The 16,962-nt window shown below is 44.0% G+C and carries 14 protein-coding genes; 6 read left to right on the forward strand and 8 right to left on the reverse strand.

Annotation, left to right across the window (positions count from 1 at the left end; genetic code table 11):
- The first annotated feature begins 56 nt into the window (after positions 1-56).
- Entirely contained in the window at positions 57-1,235 is a 1,179-nt protein-coding gene (locus F0251_RS18400) for a chemotaxis protein (RefSeq protein ID WP_171731533.1), read from the forward strand.
- A gap of 99 nt (positions 1,236-1,334) precedes the next feature.
- On the opposite strand, the gene nhaC is transcribed toward F0251_RS18400, so the two are convergent.
- Positions 1,335-2,771: a Na+/H+ antiporter NhaC gene (gene nhaC / locus F0251_RS18405; RefSeq protein WP_239937998.1), complete on the reverse strand. Its 1,437-nt coding sequence runs from the start codon at positions 2,769-2,771 to the stop codon at positions 1,335-1,337.
- Between the two features lie 501 nt (positions 2,772-3,272).
- Here nhaC and asd point away from each other — a divergent pair.
- A complete protein-coding gene (gene asd / locus F0251_RS18410) occupies positions 3,273-4,391 on the forward strand; it encodes an aspartate-semialdehyde dehydrogenase (protein WP_008223285.1) in 1,119 nt (372 codons plus the stop codon).
- 407 nt (positions 4,392-4,798) lie between these two features.
- Here asd and F0251_RS18415 read toward each other — a convergent pair whose 3' ends face one another.
- Positions 4,799-5,641, reverse strand: coding sequence for an ion transporter (locus F0251_RS18415; protein WP_061033760.1), 843 nt, complete (start codon positions 5,639-5,641; stop codon positions 4,799-4,801).
- A 147-nt stretch (positions 5,642-5,788) separates the two neighbouring features.
- Positions 5,789-6,427: a YchE family NAAT transporter gene (locus F0251_RS18420; RefSeq protein ID WP_008223294.1), complete on the reverse strand. Its 639-nt coding sequence runs from the start codon at positions 6,425-6,427 to the stop codon at positions 5,789-5,791.
- Between the two features lie 640 nt (positions 6,428-7,067).
- Here F0251_RS18420 and adhE point away from each other — a divergent pair.
- Complete coding sequence (gene adhE, locus F0251_RS18425) at positions 7,068-9,773, forward strand: bifunctional acetaldehyde-CoA/alcohol dehydrogenase (RefSeq protein ID WP_061033761.1); 2,706 nt, start codon at positions 7,068-7,070, stop codon at positions 9,771-9,773.
- A 158-nt stretch (positions 9,774-9,931) separates the two neighbouring features.
- On the opposite strand, the gene F0251_RS18430 is transcribed toward adhE, so the two are convergent.
- From F0251_RS18430 to sodB, 3 genes are all read right to left on the reverse strand, one after another.
- Positions 9,932-10,615, reverse strand: a complete 684-nt coding sequence (locus tag F0251_RS18430) for an SDR family oxidoreductase (protein ID WP_171731535.1) — start codon at positions 10,613-10,615, stop codon at positions 9,932-9,934.
- 268 nt (positions 10,616-10,883) lie between these two features.
- Positions 10,884-11,387 (reverse strand): VC2046/SO_2500 family protein, encoded by a 504-nt coding sequence (locus tag F0251_RS18435; protein ID WP_269999530.1) that lies wholly within the window; start codon positions 11,385-11,387, stop codon positions 10,884-10,886.
- Between the two features lie 233 nt (positions 11,388-11,620).
- Positions 11,621-12,205, reverse strand: a complete 585-nt coding sequence (gene sodB, locus F0251_RS18440; RefSeq protein WP_004734050.1) for a superoxide dismutase [Fe] — start codon at positions 12,203-12,205, stop codon at positions 11,621-11,623.
- Positions 12,206-12,474: 269 nt separating this feature from the next.
- On the opposite strand from sodB, the gene F0251_RS18445 reads away from it, so the two are divergent.
- Together F0251_RS18445 and F0251_RS18450 are read left to right on the forward strand one after the other, a co-directional pair.
- Positions 12,475-12,813 (forward strand): Grx4 family monothiol glutaredoxin, encoded by a 339-nt coding sequence (locus F0251_RS18445; protein WP_004741702.1) that lies wholly within the window; start codon positions 12,475-12,477, stop codon positions 12,811-12,813.
- 96 nt (positions 12,814-12,909) lie between these two features.
- The gene (locus tag F0251_RS18450; protein WP_061033816.1) at positions 12,910-13,539 is read left to right on the forward strand and encodes a DsbA family protein; all 630 of its coding nucleotides are present in this window, start codon (positions 12,910-12,912) and stop codon (positions 13,537-13,539) included.
- A gap of 179 nt (positions 13,540-13,718) precedes the next feature.
- Here F0251_RS18450 and F0251_RS18455 read toward each other — a convergent pair whose 3' ends face one another.
- Both F0251_RS18455 and rnt read right to left on the reverse strand, forming a co-directional pair.
- Entirely contained in the window at positions 13,719-15,044 is a 1,326-nt protein-coding gene (locus F0251_RS18455; protein WP_061033815.1) for a Na+/H+ antiporter family protein, read from the reverse strand.
- A 64-nt stretch (positions 15,045-15,108) separates the two neighbouring features.
- Positions 15,109-15,753: a ribonuclease T gene (rnt, locus tag F0251_RS18460; protein ID WP_017632534.1), complete on the reverse strand. Its 645-nt coding sequence runs from the start codon at positions 15,751-15,753 to the stop codon at positions 15,109-15,111.
- Between the two features lie 188 nt (positions 15,754-15,941).
- On the opposite strand from rnt, the gene F0251_RS18465 reads away from it, so the two are divergent.
- Positions 15,942-16,823 carry an OmpA family protein gene (locus F0251_RS18465; RefSeq protein ID WP_032498507.1) on the forward strand — a complete coding sequence of 294 codons (882 nt, stop codon included), beginning with the start codon at positions 15,942-15,944 and terminating at the stop codon, positions 16,821-16,823.
- Positions 16,824-16,962: the final 139 nt, after the last annotated feature.

Here is a 16,962-nt window from a genome sequence, read left to right on the forward strand (position 1 = left end):
ATACTCTGACGAAGCGCTCATACAATCCGCGCCCTTAGTCTTTGTCAGAGGTTTTTATGTTACGAGTTTTGAGTCGAAGTTGGATGGTGTTGGTGCTTAGCATTGTGCTAAGTGGTTGTTCTCTCTTAGAAGTTAAGTTAGATAGTCAGACGACGCCTCTCACTCAACAAGAGCTGAATGCTCGGCTCATGACGCGTGAATACGCTAAGTTGTTTTTTACACAAGTAGAAGACTCGGCTGATTTAATCGCGCAATCTTATCCTGCCGATGACACCTTACATCAATCTTATGTGTTGCTTTGGAAAATCCACGCAGAGCAGGGCTTGCAACAAGCGGCTTACCAAACTTCTCCTATGTCTGCTCTCATCGATACTTGGGTGTTTACTGCGCAAATGAATCAATTTTATGCCGAAGGTGAAGGAGCGGATCTGTTCACGGTGGATCATGCGGTTAACACAGCACGTTCTCTCGACCAAGAAGCGGAAAAGCTAGCAAAGGGCGTTTTGAGCTCGAGTGATTTTAAAAAGAGCAAGGCATTTGTTGCCGAATTTGTTGCGAGCAATCCCTTTAAAGATCTTACCTTCAGAAGTACGCCCGCTTATCGAGAATGGCTAACTTATCTTGGTAAAGATGAATCACAGATCGTTCAGAGCCTAGGCACTATGCCAGAAGCCATGAGCGACGCATCAGACCGTTTAAGCTTAATGGCGGACCAAACGCCAAAACTGATGTCTTGGAAAGCAGAGTTAGTGGCGATGAATAGCTCACTGACCGGTGAAGATTTGTCTATGACACTAGAAAGCCTTCGTCAAACGTCAGCAAGCATGCAGGACTTCATTGAGAACAACCCTGAATACATGCAAACACTGGCTTCTATTATGTCGGCCGAAATGCAGCCGCTGCTTAATGATCTTAGCGACAAAACAGACCAAAAGCTGGCTATGCTGAGTGATGAGCGTGTGGCGTTAGAAAAGATGGTAACGCGTGAGAGAGAAGCTCTGGTGCAGATGATTGAGAAAGAGCGTATCGAGATTGCAGGTATCGTGACATCTGAAAGAGAACTGTTCACTCAGGATTTAGACCGTGTCTCTCAAGAGGTCGTTGTACTTGCGATTGATAAGTTGATGGAGCTAATCAAAGGTGTGATTATCTACTTCATCTTATTTATCTTAGTGGTGTTCTTTGCACCTTTAGGTATCGGTTATTGGTTGGGTAAACGAACCGCCAACAAATAAGCAAATCATCAGATAAGAAAAGAGCGCTCTAGGGCGCTCTTTTTGCATTTATATCATTAACGGTTTGTTTACGTTCTAACGTTTTTGAACGATGAACTACTAGGCTTGTTGCTTTGTCAGCTCTGCCGCTTCTTCCGTTTCAACGGCCGGAGCTGTTGGTTCACACTTATCAACGAACCAACCCATGTAAGAGGTTACGATAGTAACGATGATACAGATGAAGCTTAGCCACATGAATGGTGCGTACGACAGCGTTGCAACGCCTAAGATACTCGCCATGTAGATGCCGTTATCACTCCAAGGCACCATACCTGATGTTAACGTGCCACCGAACTCAGCGTTACGAGAAAGGTTCTTACGTTTGTAACCTAGGCGGTCGTAGTTTTTCGCACAGATTTTTGGTGTAAGGATCAGTGATACGTACATTGCAGAGCCAAACACGTTACCCATGAAAGCCGTACCAATCGTGCTGGTTGCTAGCGAACCTGCGCTGTTTACGCGGCGTTCGAAGACTTTTGCGATGGTTTCTAGTACGCCTACTTTATCCAGTAAGCCACCAAAACCAAGGCCGAACACGATAACTGCAACTGAACCAAGCATTGAAGACATGCCACCGCGGTTTAGGATTGAGTCAATGAAGTCGACGCCAGATGAGATGGAGAACGGTGCCCATGCTGTGTTGAATGCTGTTAGGAAGTCGATCTCTTGAATCATAACTGCCCAGATAATACCGAGCAGAGAACCGAAGCTGATTACTGGGAATGAAGGCATACGGAAAGCCAGTAGGCCTAATACGATCAGTACCGGAACAAATGAATATGGCGTGATGTAGAACTGAACTTCCATCGCTTTGATAACAGATTCTACTTGGCTCATGTCAACGTTGCCGGCGTAGTGGAAGCCAAACGCGGTAAACATGATGCCAGTAATAACGTAGCTGATTAATGCTACAGGCAGCATGCCTTTGATATGTTCAACCACTTCTACGTTAGACATAGAAGAAGCCAAAATTACTGAATCAGAAAGTGGAGACATTTTGTCACCGAAGTAACAACCTGAAAGTACTGCACCTGCCGTAATTGGCGCTGGAACACCTAGGCCTTGGCCAATACCCATCATCGCAATACCCGCTGTACCAGCGGCACCCCAAGAAGTACCAGTAGCCAACGCCGTTAGAGAACAGATGATCATGGTCGCCAAAAGGAAGATAGAAGGATGGATAGCTTTCAGACCATAGTAAATGATGGTCGGTACGATCCCGCCAGAGATCCAAGTACCAACAAGAGCACCAACGGCTAAAAGTATTAAAACTGCGCCTAAACCGTTAGATATTCCTTTGAGTGCTGCTTTTTCTAAGTCTTTGTATTGGTGTCCAAGACGAATACCAAGCACCATGATAATGAACCAACCAATGTACAAGGCAAGTTGGATTGGAAGGTCAAGCTTTGCTGTAAAGGAAAAAGCAAGGGATAGAAATAGTCCTAACGCGATGAATACCTGCATCAGGTTCGGTAGGCGAGTTTTACTCTGCTTCATAAAAGCCTCTTGTGATTTCGAGCATTTATAGTGCTTCATTATGTTGTGGGGTACGAAATGGACACTACAGTAATTAGATTATTATATCGAAAAAATACACTTAAGTTGTGATATTTGACTGCATATCGGACCTGTTATGGTTTCATAATCTAAATTTTTGTTAAATTCATGATTGTTACATGTTGAATTCTGTCGCACGTTGTTTTCGTTTTGTAAAATAAAATGCCAATTAACCATGGTTTAATAGAGGGAATTACTGTTTGTGATCGGAGTTCTGTTGTTAGGTTTAGCGTGCTAAATCGTTGAATTTTGCACTGTTGTTCTTCCTATCAATAGGCTGGAGGCTGAATCTCTGTACTGAGATAACTTTGTGATTCATCGCGTTCACTTAAAAGAAACGAAAAAGTTACACTTTTTGACAAAAAGCACTTGAGTTCTGTTTCTGAAAAACTTATAGATGGGGGAGAGCAATTTTTTAATTTTATACATGGAGAGTGAGCGATGAGAGTAGGTCTAGTTGGTTGGCGCGGTATGGTGGGTTCTGTACTGATGCAACGTATGGTTGAAGAGAAAGACTTCGACCTGATTGAGCCTGTTTATTACAGCACATCTCAGATTGGTATTCCTGCCCCTGTTCTAGGTGGTAAAGATGCGGGTCTACTTCAAGACGCTTTTGATATTGATAGCTTAAAGCAGCTTGATGCGGTTATTACTTGTCAAGGTGGCGATTACACATCAAAAGTTTACCCAGCGCTACGTCAAGCGGGTTGGAAAGGTTACTGGATTGATGCCGCTTCAACTCTACGTATGGATGCTGATTCAATCATCACTCTTGATCCTGTTAACTTGGCTCAAATCCAGCAAGGCATTCACAGCGGTACTAATACTTTTGTTGGTGGTAACTGTACAGTGAGCTTAATGCTTATGGCACTGGGCGGCCTTTACGAGAAGGGCATGGTTGAATGGATGAGTGCCATGACTTACCAAGCGGCTTCTGGTGCGGGTGCTAAGAACATGCGTGAGCTTATCTCGCAAATGGGCGTGATTAACGATAGCGTGAGCTCTGAGTTAGCAAACCCTGCAAGTTCGATTCTTGATATTGATAAGAAAGTTGCTGATACCATTCGCTCATCGTCATTCCCAACAGATCAGTTTGGTGCTCCGCTAGCGGGTTCATTGATTCCTTGGATCGATGTGAAGCGTGAAAACGGTCAGAGTAAAGAAGAGTGGAAAGCGGGCGTTGAAGCGAACAAGATTCTTGGCCTAGATGGTCAGCCTATTCCAATTGATGGTACTTGTGTACGTATCGGTGCAATGCGTTGTCACGCTCAAGCACTTACGATCAAGCTTAAGCAAGACGTTCCAATGGATGAGATTGAAGAGATCATCGCAACTCACAACGATTGGGTTAAAGTGATTCCTAACGACCGTGACATTACGGCGCAAGAACTGACTCCGGCTAAAGTAACAGGCACTATGTCTGTACCAGTAGGTCGTCTGCGTAAGATGTCTATGGGTAACGACTTCCTAAACGCATTCACGGTTGGTGACCAACTGCTTTGGGGTGCTGCAGAACCACTACGTCGTACTCTACGCATCATTCTTGCTGAAAAAGCGTAATCGAACGCTCTTTCTATTCAAAAGTGAAAGCAGGCGCCACTGTTTGTGAATGCTTAGCTTCGTTAGAGACAAAAGCCGGTGTTAATACATCGGCTTTTTTGATCGCGTAAGGTGGATTAATTTCACTCGCGACTTCACTTAAATCTTCTCGTTGGAATGGGACAAGGAAGAGATCCCCAACTCGTTCGTTCCTCACTCTTGAGGATGACGTTTTTCTCCTAACTTAAATTGTGTCATTCCCGATAGCGACGGAGGAGCGTAGTCGGGAATCTAGCTTTTGCTCAGTGAATCAACAACAAAGGTGACGGTAAACGCCACCCTTTCTAGTCCCTTAATATTTCATTATCCGGTTCTCGAAACTGCTCTTAAATCCCTTCGCATCTCGCCACTCGAATCCCGCATCTGCTTTATTCCTTGTCGGACACGACTCGTTTGTCAGGGTCGGCCAATTCACTGGCACAGTGTTTACAATAGATGGCATCAGAATCATGACCCGCGCGATTGCAGTTTGGGCATTTGACTAACTCTTTATGCGAGTTCATTTCATTACTGAGTTCTGCGGTAATAATCCCGGTCGGTACCGCAAGGATGGAATAGCCTAACAACATGGTCAAAGATGCAATAGCTTTGCCGATTGCTGTTTGTGGAACCATGTCTCCGTAACCAACGGTTGTGATCGTCACAATCGCCCAATAGATACTGTGAGGGATACTGGTGAAGCCATTCTCAGGCCCTTCAATAACAAAGATCAAAGCACCAAAGATCACAACCAAGATGCCGACTGTACTGAAGAAGATGAGAATTTTTCGTCTCGCCATTAACAGTGAGCGCAGCAATATGTTGGAGTCTTGTAAATAGCGAACTAGCTTGAGAATTCGGAAGATACGCATCACACGTAGCAATCTCACGACCCCCATAAACGAAGCGCCCGGGAAGATGATTGCTAGGTAGGTTGGGAGAATCGCTAACAGGTCAACGACACCATAAAAGCTGGTGGCGTAAGATTTCGGTTTTGGAGAACAGTAGAGCCTTAGCAGATACTCGATGGTGAATAAGGCGGTAAAGCTGTATTCTATGTAACGAAGCTCTTGCGACCATTCCGTCATGACATTAGGGATAGACTCAAGAATAAGAACCAGCAACGAAGCCAAAATTGCAACGATCAGTGAAATATCAAATGCGCGTCCGGCTGGCGTATGCGTGCCAAAGATAATGACGTACAAATGATGCTTAAGTGGCTTGCGTGACATAAGGAAAGCTTCGTCTTCTATTAAATGCGTTAACCGTCATTATACAAGCTTCATAATAACGAGGCGAGTGAAAGCCAAATTGCTTTACTCGCCTCATATGTGTTCCACATTAAATAGCCGCGTTTAGCGACCATGTGCTGTTAGTCGCTATGCTAAACCTGGGAATAGGTTACGCAAGCCATTCGCAATGAACTCGATGCCAAGTGCACCAAGAATCAAGCCCATGATACGGGTGATAACGTTGATCCCGGTTTGACCTAAAAAGCGCACGATAACAGGCGCTGAACGGAACAAAAGCCAAGAGCAAGTTGCGAATGCAATAATACTGATACCAATACCAATGGTATCAATTGCCGCAGGATAACGAGAACCGTAAACAATCGTGGAACTGATTGCACCCGGACCCGCCATTAAAGGCATTGCTAGAGGCACAACACCGATTTGTTCTTTACTGATGTACTCAGACTTTTCCTGCTTGTTCTGTTTATCTTCACCCAGCTTACCGCTCATCATCGAAAATGCGATGCTCAATAACAGTAAACCACCCGCTACGCGAAACGAGTCTAGTGAAATGCTAAACATATCGAGTAGCAACTGACCTGCAACTAGCGACACGATTAAGATAACAGCAACGGCAATATTAGCTTGTAAGGCAGTCCTGTTTCTCTCTTCTGGCGGCATATGAGCAGTAAGAGAAACGAAAACAGGCATGATGCCGATTGGGTTAACGGCTGCAACAAGCCCAAGGAAGAATTGCATAAAGATTGCGAGTTCTAAACCTTGCATGGGAGCGATCTCCAAGTAACGTAAAGTAATATAGTGGGTTTGATCTGACCTTTATCAGAGTGCGTAATGTAAGGGACAAATTCAATCAGAGCGAATGAAAAAAACTAACGTGAAGAGGGGGCTATTTTTTAGAAAAACTAATTGAGTGTGAGATGTGTAATACCATTGTTACAAAGTGTTTTCTCGTGTTTCGTGTTGTAACGTGATTTGAATTAAATGTTACCTCACGCACGCTTTTAATAAAAATTATGACAGTTTCTAGCTGGTTTCAACGGTATGGATATACTCTCAGTAGCACAGTTTTAGCCGTATACATGTAAGTGAGCTGACTAAAAATGAAACTTTTTTACAGTTTATGACGCTATGTAGAAAAAAGTTGTCTGTTTGCTTGTTTTTTGTTCGAACTGAAAATGTGATATTAATCTATATAAATCATAAGTTTAAGTTCATTTATGCGATTGCCTTACTACTTTCTGGTTAATTCCTTTTGGGTAACTGATCTGGGTCAATTTTTTTCACACTGTGAAATAATATACTCAGCCCTGAAAGCAATTTACTAAGAACGCTGGTGTTTAAGGTTAACGGCAAGCAGCGAATTTAATAAAAAGTTTTTAATATTTATTATTTTAGGAGATCCACCATGCCTGTAACTAACTTAGCGGAACTTGATGCTCTAGTAGCTCGCGTTAAAGCAGCACAAGAAGAGTTTGCAACATTCTCTCAAGAGAAAGTAGACGCAATCTTCCGCGCAGCTTCTCTTGCTGCTAACCACGCTCGTATTCCACTTGCACAACAAGCAGTTGCTGAATCTGGAATGGGTATTGTTGAAGATAAGGTTATCAAGAACCACTTTGCATCTGAATTTATCTACAACAAATACAAAGACGAAAAAACATGTGGCATCTTAGAAGAAGATGACAACCTAGGCACAATGACTATCGCTGAGCCTGTAGGTATCATCTGTGGTATCGTTCCAACAACGAACCCAACTTCTACAGCAATCTTCAAATCTCTAATCTCTCTTAAAACACGTAACGGCATCATCTTCTCGCCACACCCACGTGCAAAGAACTCAACTAACGACGCAGCGAAACTTGTACTAGACGCAGCGGTTGCAGCGGGTGCTCCAAAAGACATCATCGGTTGGATCGACCAACCATCTGTAGAGCTTTCTAACGCGCTTATGAAGCACGACGGTATCGCACTTATCCTTGCTACTGGTGGCCCAGGCATGGTTAAAGCAGCATACTCTTCTGGTAAGCCTGCTATCGGTGTTGGTGCTGGTAACGTTCCTGTAGTTATCGATGAAACAGCTGACATCAAACGTGCTGTAGCATCTATCCTTATGTCTAAGACATTCGATAACGGCGTTGTATGTGCTTCTGAGCAAGCTGCAATCGTTGTTAGCGATGTATACGAAGAAGTTAAAGAGCGTTTCGCTTCTCACAAAGCTCACGTTCTGTCTAAAGCTGACGCAGATAAAGTACGTAAAGTACTTCTTATCGACGGCAACCTAAACGCTAAAATCGTAGGTCAACCTGCTCCAGCAATCGCTGAAATGGCTGGTGTTAAAGTGCCTGCTGATACAAAAGTACTTGTAGGTGAAGGTCTTGGTAAAGTTTCTTACGATGACGAATTCGCTCACGAGAAACTATCTCCAACTCTAGGTCTATTCCGCGCAGACGACTTCGAAGACGCTGTTGCTCAAGCGGTAACTATGGTTGAAATCGGTGGTATCGGTCATACATCTGGTCTTTACACTAACCAAGATACTAACGCAGAGCGCATCCGTTACTTCGGTGACAAGATGAAGACTGCTCGTATCCTAATCAACATCCCTACTACTCACGGTGGTATTGGTGACCTGTACAACTTCAACGTTGCACCTTCTCTAACTCTAGGTTGTGGTTCATGGGGTGGTAACTCTATCTCTGAGAACGTAGGTCCTAAGCACCTAATCAACAAGAAAACTGTAGCGAAGCGAGCTGAAAACATGTTGTGGCACAAACTACCTAAGTCTATCTACTTCCGTCGTGGTAGCCTTCCAATCGCAATGAGCGACCTAGAAGGCAAGAAACGCGCATTCCTAGTAACTGACCGTTTCCTATTCAACAACGGTTACGCTGATGACGTAGTTAGCCTGCTTAAAGCACAAGGCATCGAAGTTCAAACTTTCTTCGACGTAGAAGCTGATCCAACGCTATCTGTTGTTGAGAAAGGCGCTGAAGCAATGAAGAGCTTCCAACCTGACGTAATCCTTGCTCTAGGTGGCGGTTCTCCAATGGATGCTGCTAAGATCATGTGGGTTATGTACGAGCACCCAGAAACTCACTTCGAAGAACTAGCAATGCGCTTTATGGATATCCGTAAACGTATCTACAAGTTCCCTAAAATGGGTCAAAAAGCTGAGCTTGTATGTATCACTACAACTTCAGGTACTGGTTCAGAGGTTACTCCATTCGCTGTTGTTACAGACGACAAGACTGGTGCTAAGTACCCACTAGCTGACTACGAAATCACGCCAAACATGGCTATCGTTGATGCGAACCTAGTAATGAACATGCCTAAGTCTCTAACAGCGTTCGGTGGTTACGATGCAGTAACTCACGCTCTTGAAGCTTACGTATCTGTTCTAGCGAACGAATACTCAGACGGTCAAGCTCTTCAAGCACTTAAGATGCTTAAAGAATACCTACCATCAAGCTACAAAAATGGTGCGGCTGACCCAATCGCTCGTGAGAAAGTACACAACGCAGCAACTATCGCTGGTGTAGCATTTGCGAACGCATTCCTAGGTGTGTGTCACTCAATGGCTCACAAAATTGGTGCTGAGTTCCACCTACCACATGGTCTTGCTAACGCACTACTTATCTCAAACGTTGTACGTTACAACGCGAACGATAACCCAACTAAGCAGACTGCATTCTCTCAGTACGACCGTCCACAAGCACGTCGTCGTTACGCAGAAGTTGCTGACCACCTAGGCCTAAGCCAAGCTGGTGACCGTACTGCTCAGAAGATTGAACGTCTACTAACTTGGTTAGAAGAGCTTAAGAAAGACCTAGACATCCCACTATCTATCCAAGCTGCGGGTGTTAACGAGTCTGACTTTATTGCTAAACTAGACGAGCTAGCGGTTGAAGCGTTCGATGACCAATGTACAGGTGCTAACCCACGTTACCCACTAATCACTGAGCTTAAAGAAGTACTAACAACTTCTTACTACGGCGAAGCATACGTTGAAGGTGAAACTTTCGAAGGTACTACAGTTATCCTTAAGAAAGCAGACCAAAAACCAGCTGAAGCAAAAGCGCCAAAAGCTAAGAAAGAAAAAGCTAACGCATAATAAGTAAGCATTAGTTTTGAGATAAGTTTTCGCTAGCACGATACTTATCTATCGGGAAAAGTTAAAAGCCCCAGTCGAAAGACTGGGGCTTTTTTTATGCTGTTGATTAGTGAACTACTCTTAGAGTTGGGACTTTATCTGAGTAGGAATGGGGGAGTCTAAACCTCTGCTGCAACAACTCGTCCACTGAAGTAATCATTAGAGATAATGTATTCAGCGGTTCGGGTGAGTTCGTCTTGCAGTTGTGCCCAGTGACAACGGTTGAACTTACCATCGGCGTTGTGAATCGCAGGAACGACACCGCCAACACGGATCTTAAATGGGGTGAGTTCTTTGGCCCAGCTGTGGGTAAAACCGGTGATCATGGAATTGGCGCTTTCTAGTCCAGATACATCGTGAAAGTCATCGTGCGATATGACATTCACGATAACCCCTTCTTTGTTTTCTTCTCGTAGCCTCTCAGCGCTGATTTGGCCAAAAGCAAAAAGGGTCGATGCCATAGAGGAAAGATCATTAATAAAGCTGCTGACGGGCTGATCACCAATTAGGCTCGGCATCGGTGAACTTATCCAGTTATTGACCAGTACATCGGGGTTGGTGTTGAAAGTGGTTTGGATAAAATCAAACACGCTGAGAATCGACTGGCTGTCATGGCTTTCGAGTGGGTAGTGGTAAACGGAATCAGAGAACCGAGCACATTGTAAATAAGTAGCCTGAAGCGCTTCGGTATCGTTATCACAAAGGATGACGGTGGCTCCAAGGTTCACAAAGTGGTTCGCAATCGTCCCTCCTAGTCGCGAACCGGCAGCTGTTACCAATATGATTGAGCTTTTTATTTCCATCCCAGTACCTAAACAAATCATCCATGTAGGATAAGGATGGGTTAAATTTTATACAATGGGTGTGAATTGGTTCAAACTAAGTTAGGTGAATTAATAAGTTTTTATGAACTTAGTGGCAGGTCACATTTTGTAGTAACTTCAAGCAGTAATCGACATTTGTTAATTTGAGGGTGCCTAAGGCTGGTGGTTCATATCACTCTAGTGAATCGTTCGAATGGCGTGAATTGAATAAAGCAGATAGAGATGCAGGAATAAAGTGAGACTGAAGCTATACCTGAGCCTGGATCTGATACTTACGTTGAGCGGTAGATAGCACGTTGTACAGCGTTGCTGATGGTAAGTCAGGCTGGTTTTTGTTTGCTAGCTTACGACGATCGTGACCAGATAGGTTTTGGTAAACTTCTTCAGGTAAGTCACCAGTGTCTTCTGGCATAAATGCCAGTGCTTCTGGTTTTAGATAGTGACAGAGCTTAGCACTCACTAAGCTTGATTGGTGAAAGTGATTAGACTGTTGTGCTGATATCTCGTAAGACGATTGATTTGAACGCAGTTGCTGAGGTTCGGCGATGCCAAACTGTTTACGGAGGCGATCTTCCGTTGTCTCTGTGACTTCAATAGTATCGATAGGCGTACAGTCTCGAACATCATTAGAGAACATGGATAACAGCAACGCGAAATCCGCACGGCGACCTTGCTCAACCGCTTGGCTGATTCCGATGCCGAACTTCAGTTCGTTGATGATTCCTGCTTTATCTAAAGTATGTATTTGCATGACGCCTCTCATTTGATACATCTTTAACGGCATGAAGGCAGCAAACTTTAGCCTTTAATTACAAGCGAATAGAGATTTAATTTATGCTAGGAAAGGGTAGTTAAAAGGGCTAGATTATTGATCGTTATGTTCGTTGTTTACTATGTAGCATATCGTAGATACAAAAAAGCTCACGCCGAGGCATGAGCTTTTAATAGTTAACTCGCTATAAATAGCGCAGCTTAAGTAATAGATTACTTAGCTAGGTTCTCTTCTACGAAAGACCAGTTTACTAGGTTCCAGAATGCAGCCATGTAGTCAGGACGAACATTGCGGAAATCGATGTAGTAAGCGTGTTCCCATAGGTCAACAGTTAGAAGTGGAGTAACACCTTCTTCTGTTAGAGGAGTCGCAGCGTTAGAAGTGTTAACGATGTCTAGAGAACCGTCAGCTTTCTTAACTAACCAAGTCCAAGAAGAACCGAAGTTGTTGATTGCTGAATCAGTGAATTTTGCTTTGAATTCTTCGAAAGAACCGAATGCAGCGTTGATAGCTTCTGCAACAGCGCCAGTTGGTTCGCCGCCTGCTTTTGGAGCAAGACAGTGCCAGTAGAACGTGTGGTTCCAGATTTGAGCAGCGTTATTGAAAACACCACCAGTAGAAGTCTTAACGATCTCTTCTAGTGTTTTGCCTTCAAACTCAGTACCTGGGATAAGACCGTTTAGCTTAACAACGTAAGTGTTGTGGTGCTTACCGTGGTGGAAATCTAGCGTTTCTGCTGAGATGTGTGGTTCTAGTGCGTCTTTCGCGTAAGGAAGAGCTGGTAGTTCAAATGCCATTGCTCAATTCTCCATTGATATGAAAGAGTTAACTCTTTCGATTGCTTCCAGTGATATTATTATTCATGGCTCGCTATGCAGCCAACCATGGTCAATTTGCTGACTTGGTTTCTAGTTTAGCAAGTTTTTACTTTATTAAAAGCATATTTCATCACTTTTATGTGAATTGTTAGTCTAGCTTGTTAACCGCTTTTTTTATATGGTTTTTATTCTTTTGGTTTGGGGTAGAATAAAGGCAATAAAAGCCGTAATCCATTAACGAGGAAGCAATGGAAACTATCGATAAAATCAAACAGCAAATTGAAGAAAACACTATTCTACTGTACATGAAAGGTTCTCCTAAGCTACCTAGCTGTGGTTTCTCTTCTCAAGCGTCTCAAGCTCTAATGGCATGTGGCGAAAAATTTGCTTACGTAGATATTCTACAAAACCCTGATATCCGTGCAGAGCTACCAGCTTACGCACAATGGCCAACTTTCCCACAACTTTGGGTTGAAGGTGAGCTAATCGGTGGTTGCGACATCATTCTTGAGATGTTCCAAAAAGGCGAACTTCAGCCAATCATCAAAGAAGCGGCTGCTAAAGTTGCTGGCGATGACGCAGAGTAAGTTCTAGCCTTTATGCTGAACAGTAAACTAGGGGCCTTAATCAGGCTCCTTTTTTGTTGGAACTGAGAGAAGAATTGACTCGATAAGGAACGAACAATGGATGTAAAACTGCATTATGTACATGATCCAATGTGCAGCTGGTGTTGGGGATATAAGCCGACACTGGAGTTACTAAAACAACAATTGCCTGCGAGTATTGAGTTTAACTACGTAGTCGGTGGTTTGGCTCCGGACTCTGACGAGCCAATGTCAGAAGAGATGAAAAGTAAGCTGCAAGCTATTTGGAAGCAGATCGAAGCTAAGCTAGGTACTGAGTTCAATCATGAATTTTGGACTGAGTGTAAACCAGTTCGCAGCACTTACCCTGCGTGTCGCGCTGTTATTGCTGCGGGTTTCCAAGATCACTACGAGCAGATGCTTGAAGCGATTCAACACGCATACTACTTGCGTGCGATGCTGCCGCACAGTGAAGAGACTCATAAGCAATTGGCTGAAGAGCTAGGCATGAATGTTCAGCAATTCGAGAATGACCTTGCTGGTAAGTTACTAGAGGGTGAACTAGAAGATCAGCTGAGCTTCAAACATGCGATGGGTGTGCATTCTTACCCAACCCTAATGCTTGAAGTTGACGGTATCTTCACTGAAGTCGAGCTGGATTACCACTCATCAGAAACGACACTTAAGTCGATTCGAGAAGTTCTAGTAAAGAGCGCTCCTACCGTTTAATTGGCGATACTGAATCGTACTACTTCAAAGGCTTGCTCATAAGAGTAAGCCTTTTTTGTATTAGGTATGCGGTTCTTCTGTGTAACTTGGTGGGAGAAACGCCGGATACAAAAAAGACCGCACTAGGCGGTCTTTTTAAATTTTGAACATTGATTCTGACTATAGAACCTAGCTATAAGCTACAGAACCATGGCTGCAATCCAACCGAATACGATCAGTGGGATGTTGTAGTGTAGGAATGTCGGTACAACGGTTTCCCATACGTGCTCGTGTTGGCCATCAGCATTAAGACCAGACGTTGGACCTAACGTTGAGTCAGAAGCCGGAGAACCAGCATCACCAAGCGCTGCTGCTGTGCCTACTAGAGCAATAGTTGCCATTGGAGAGAAACCAAATGCTGCCGCTAGTGGAACGTAGATAGTTGCAAGGATTGGGATCGTAGAGAATGAAGAACCGATACCCATGGTAACCAATAGACCAACCACTAGCATAAGTAGTGCAGCTAGAGGCTTGTTGTCGCCGATGCTTGTTGAAAGTGCTTCTACCAAAGATTCAACGCCACCTGTCTGCTTCATTACTGCTGCGAAACCTGCTGCGGCAATCATGATGAAACCGATCATTGCCATCATATGTACACCCTTGGTGAAGACGTCTTGTGTCTCTTTCCAAGCAATTACGCCACCGAAAGTGAATACCATGAAGCCAGCAAGTGCACCGATGATCATTGAACCCGTCGATAGCTGAACTGTTAGTGCTGCAACAATACCTGCTGCCGCTACTAGGATGTGCTTCTTGTTGATCTGTTTTGCTTCAGTTGAAACGATCGTGTGAGAGGTTTCTTTGTATTGGCGAGGCTTACGGTAAGTGAAGAACACTGCCGTTAGAAGGCCGAAGATCATACCCGCAGCTGGTAGCAACATAGCCATTGGAACTTGGCTCGCAACGACGCTTTCAAGGCCGTTGTCGTGAAGGTTCTTAAGCAGGATGTTGTTTAGGAAGATGCCACCAAAACCGATCGGCAATACCATGTATGGCGTAATCAGACCAAAAGTAAGCACACACGCAACCAGACGACGGTCTAGGTTCATTTTTGCGAATACGCCTAATAGAGGTGGGATTAAAATTGGGATGAAGGCGATATGTACTGGAATCACGTTTTGCGAAGACATGGTCACTAAGATCAAAGACGCAAGGATGCCGTATTTAAGACCAGTCGATGCTGCACTGTTCTCTTTGCCGTGAATGCGTTTAATAACACTTTGAGCAAGTAAGTCTGTGATACCAGAGCGTGAGATAGCAACAGCGAATGTACCAAGCATGGCATAGCTAAGTGCAATCGTTGCACCGCCGCCTAATCCACTTTCGAAAGCCGCGACTGCATCGTTCAAGCTCATACCAGAGGCTACGCCACCGATAATTGCACTGAACGTCAGAGCAACGACTACGTTTACGCGCATCAAAGCTAAAACAAGCATGATGCAAACTGAAATTACAACAGGATTCATATTATTCTCGGGATGTTGTGTTCTTTATGAAGGCAATACGAATGAACGTTTACCAACTCTATTTTTATTCTTCGTCAACAAGCGGCCAACCACCAAGGGCTTTCCACTTGTTTACGATGCCGCAAAATAACTCTGTGGTTTTTTGCGTATCATACAAAGCAGAGTGTGCTTCTTTGTTGTCAAATTCCATCCCTGCAGTGCGGCAAGCTTTAGCCAAAACGGTTTGACCGTAGGCAAGACCACTAAGAGCTGCAGTGTCAAATGTAGCAAATGGATGGAACGGGACGCGTTTAAGCTTACAACGCTCACTTGCTGCATTAACGAAGTTTAAATCGAATGTTGCATTGTGAGCGACCATGATTGCACGACTGCAATCTGAAGCTTTTTGTTCTTTTCTCACTAGCTTGTAGATTTCTTTAAGGGCTTCTTGTTCCGACACAGCACCACGTAATGGGCTAAATGGGTCTTTAATTCCGTTAAAGTCTAATGCTGCCTGCTCGATATTTGCGCCTTCAAAAGGCTCAATGTGAAAATGAAGCGTTGATGCAGGCTGCAGATCTCCGTTCTCATCCATTTTTAATGTAATGGCACAGATTTCTAATAATGCATCGGTTTCAGCGTTAAACCCTGCGGTTTCCACGTCGATGACCACTGGAAAATAGCCGCGAAAGCGTTTTTTTAGGGTCAGAGCTTCGTTTTCTACAGTCATGTTAGCCCAAATAAGTGTGATTAAGGCTGCATTATTGCAGATAATAGCAGTGATAAAAACTAGGGAAGGGCAATAAATCTTAAATTACCTAACCTATTGCGGCTTGATAATTGCATATTTAAACACGAGAGAAAAATGCGGCAATTGGCTGCATTGTTAAACGAATTGCTTAAGAGATACTCCACTTTATGAAGAAACAACTCATAACAGGTTCAATGCTATTTTCGCTACTTATGTCTTCATCAGCCATGGCACAAGAAAAGCGTTACGGAGCATCTCCTCAACAGTCGACATGGGAGATGGTGGCCAACACGCCATTAGAGTGCCGCTTAGTGCATCCGATCCCTAACTTCGGTGATGCTGAGTTCTCATCCCGAGCGAGTAAAAAGATCATTTTAGATTTCGAACTGAAAATGCGTCGCCCAATGGGGGCAACTCGTAATGTTAGCTTGATCTCGATGCCACCACCTTGGCGTCCAGGCGAGAGTGCCGATCGCATGACAACCATCAAGTTCTTCCAGCAATTTGATGGTTATGTTGGCGGGCAAACGGCTTGGGGTATCTTGAGTGAGTTAGAGAAAGGGCGCTACCCAACATTTAGCTACCAAGAGTGGCAGAGCCGAGATCAGCGTATTGAAGTGGCGTTATCGTCGGTGTTGTTCCAAGAGAAATACAATGTGTTCAGTGACTGTATCGCTAACTTGTTGCCGTACAGCTTCGAAGATATCTCATTCACTATTTTGCATTACGACCGTAATAGCGATCAGCTAAACAAATCGTCACGTAAAAGGCTTAGTCAGATCGCCGAGTATGTTCGTTATAACCAAGACATTGACCTCGTTTTAGTTGCAACCTACACCGATTCGGCAGACAGCAAAGGCATTAGCCAAAACCTGTCAGAACGAAGAGCTGAGTCTTTAAGAGAGTATTTTAAATCTCTTGGTTTGCCGGAAGACCGCATTCAAGTGCAAGGTTATGGTAAGCGTCGTCCAATTGCTGATAATAGCTCGCCAATTGGTAAAGATAAGAACCGACGTGTGGTTATCTCCCTAGGTAGAACACAAGTCTAAGCTGGTGGCGAAAGACCTTAAATGAAAAAGCCCGTCACTATGAACTGACCCCCAATAGTTGGACACCAATTATTGGGGGTCTTTTTATGTCCAAATATAGCCGAGAGCTAAAATGTATCATTGCTAAGCAATATTTAGA

Origin of the sequence: Vibrio sp. 070316B (genome assembly GCF_013114115.1) — a bacterium.
Lineage (GTDB): Bacteria > Pseudomonadota > Gammaproteobacteria > Enterobacterales > Vibrionaceae > Vibrio > Vibrio chagasii_B.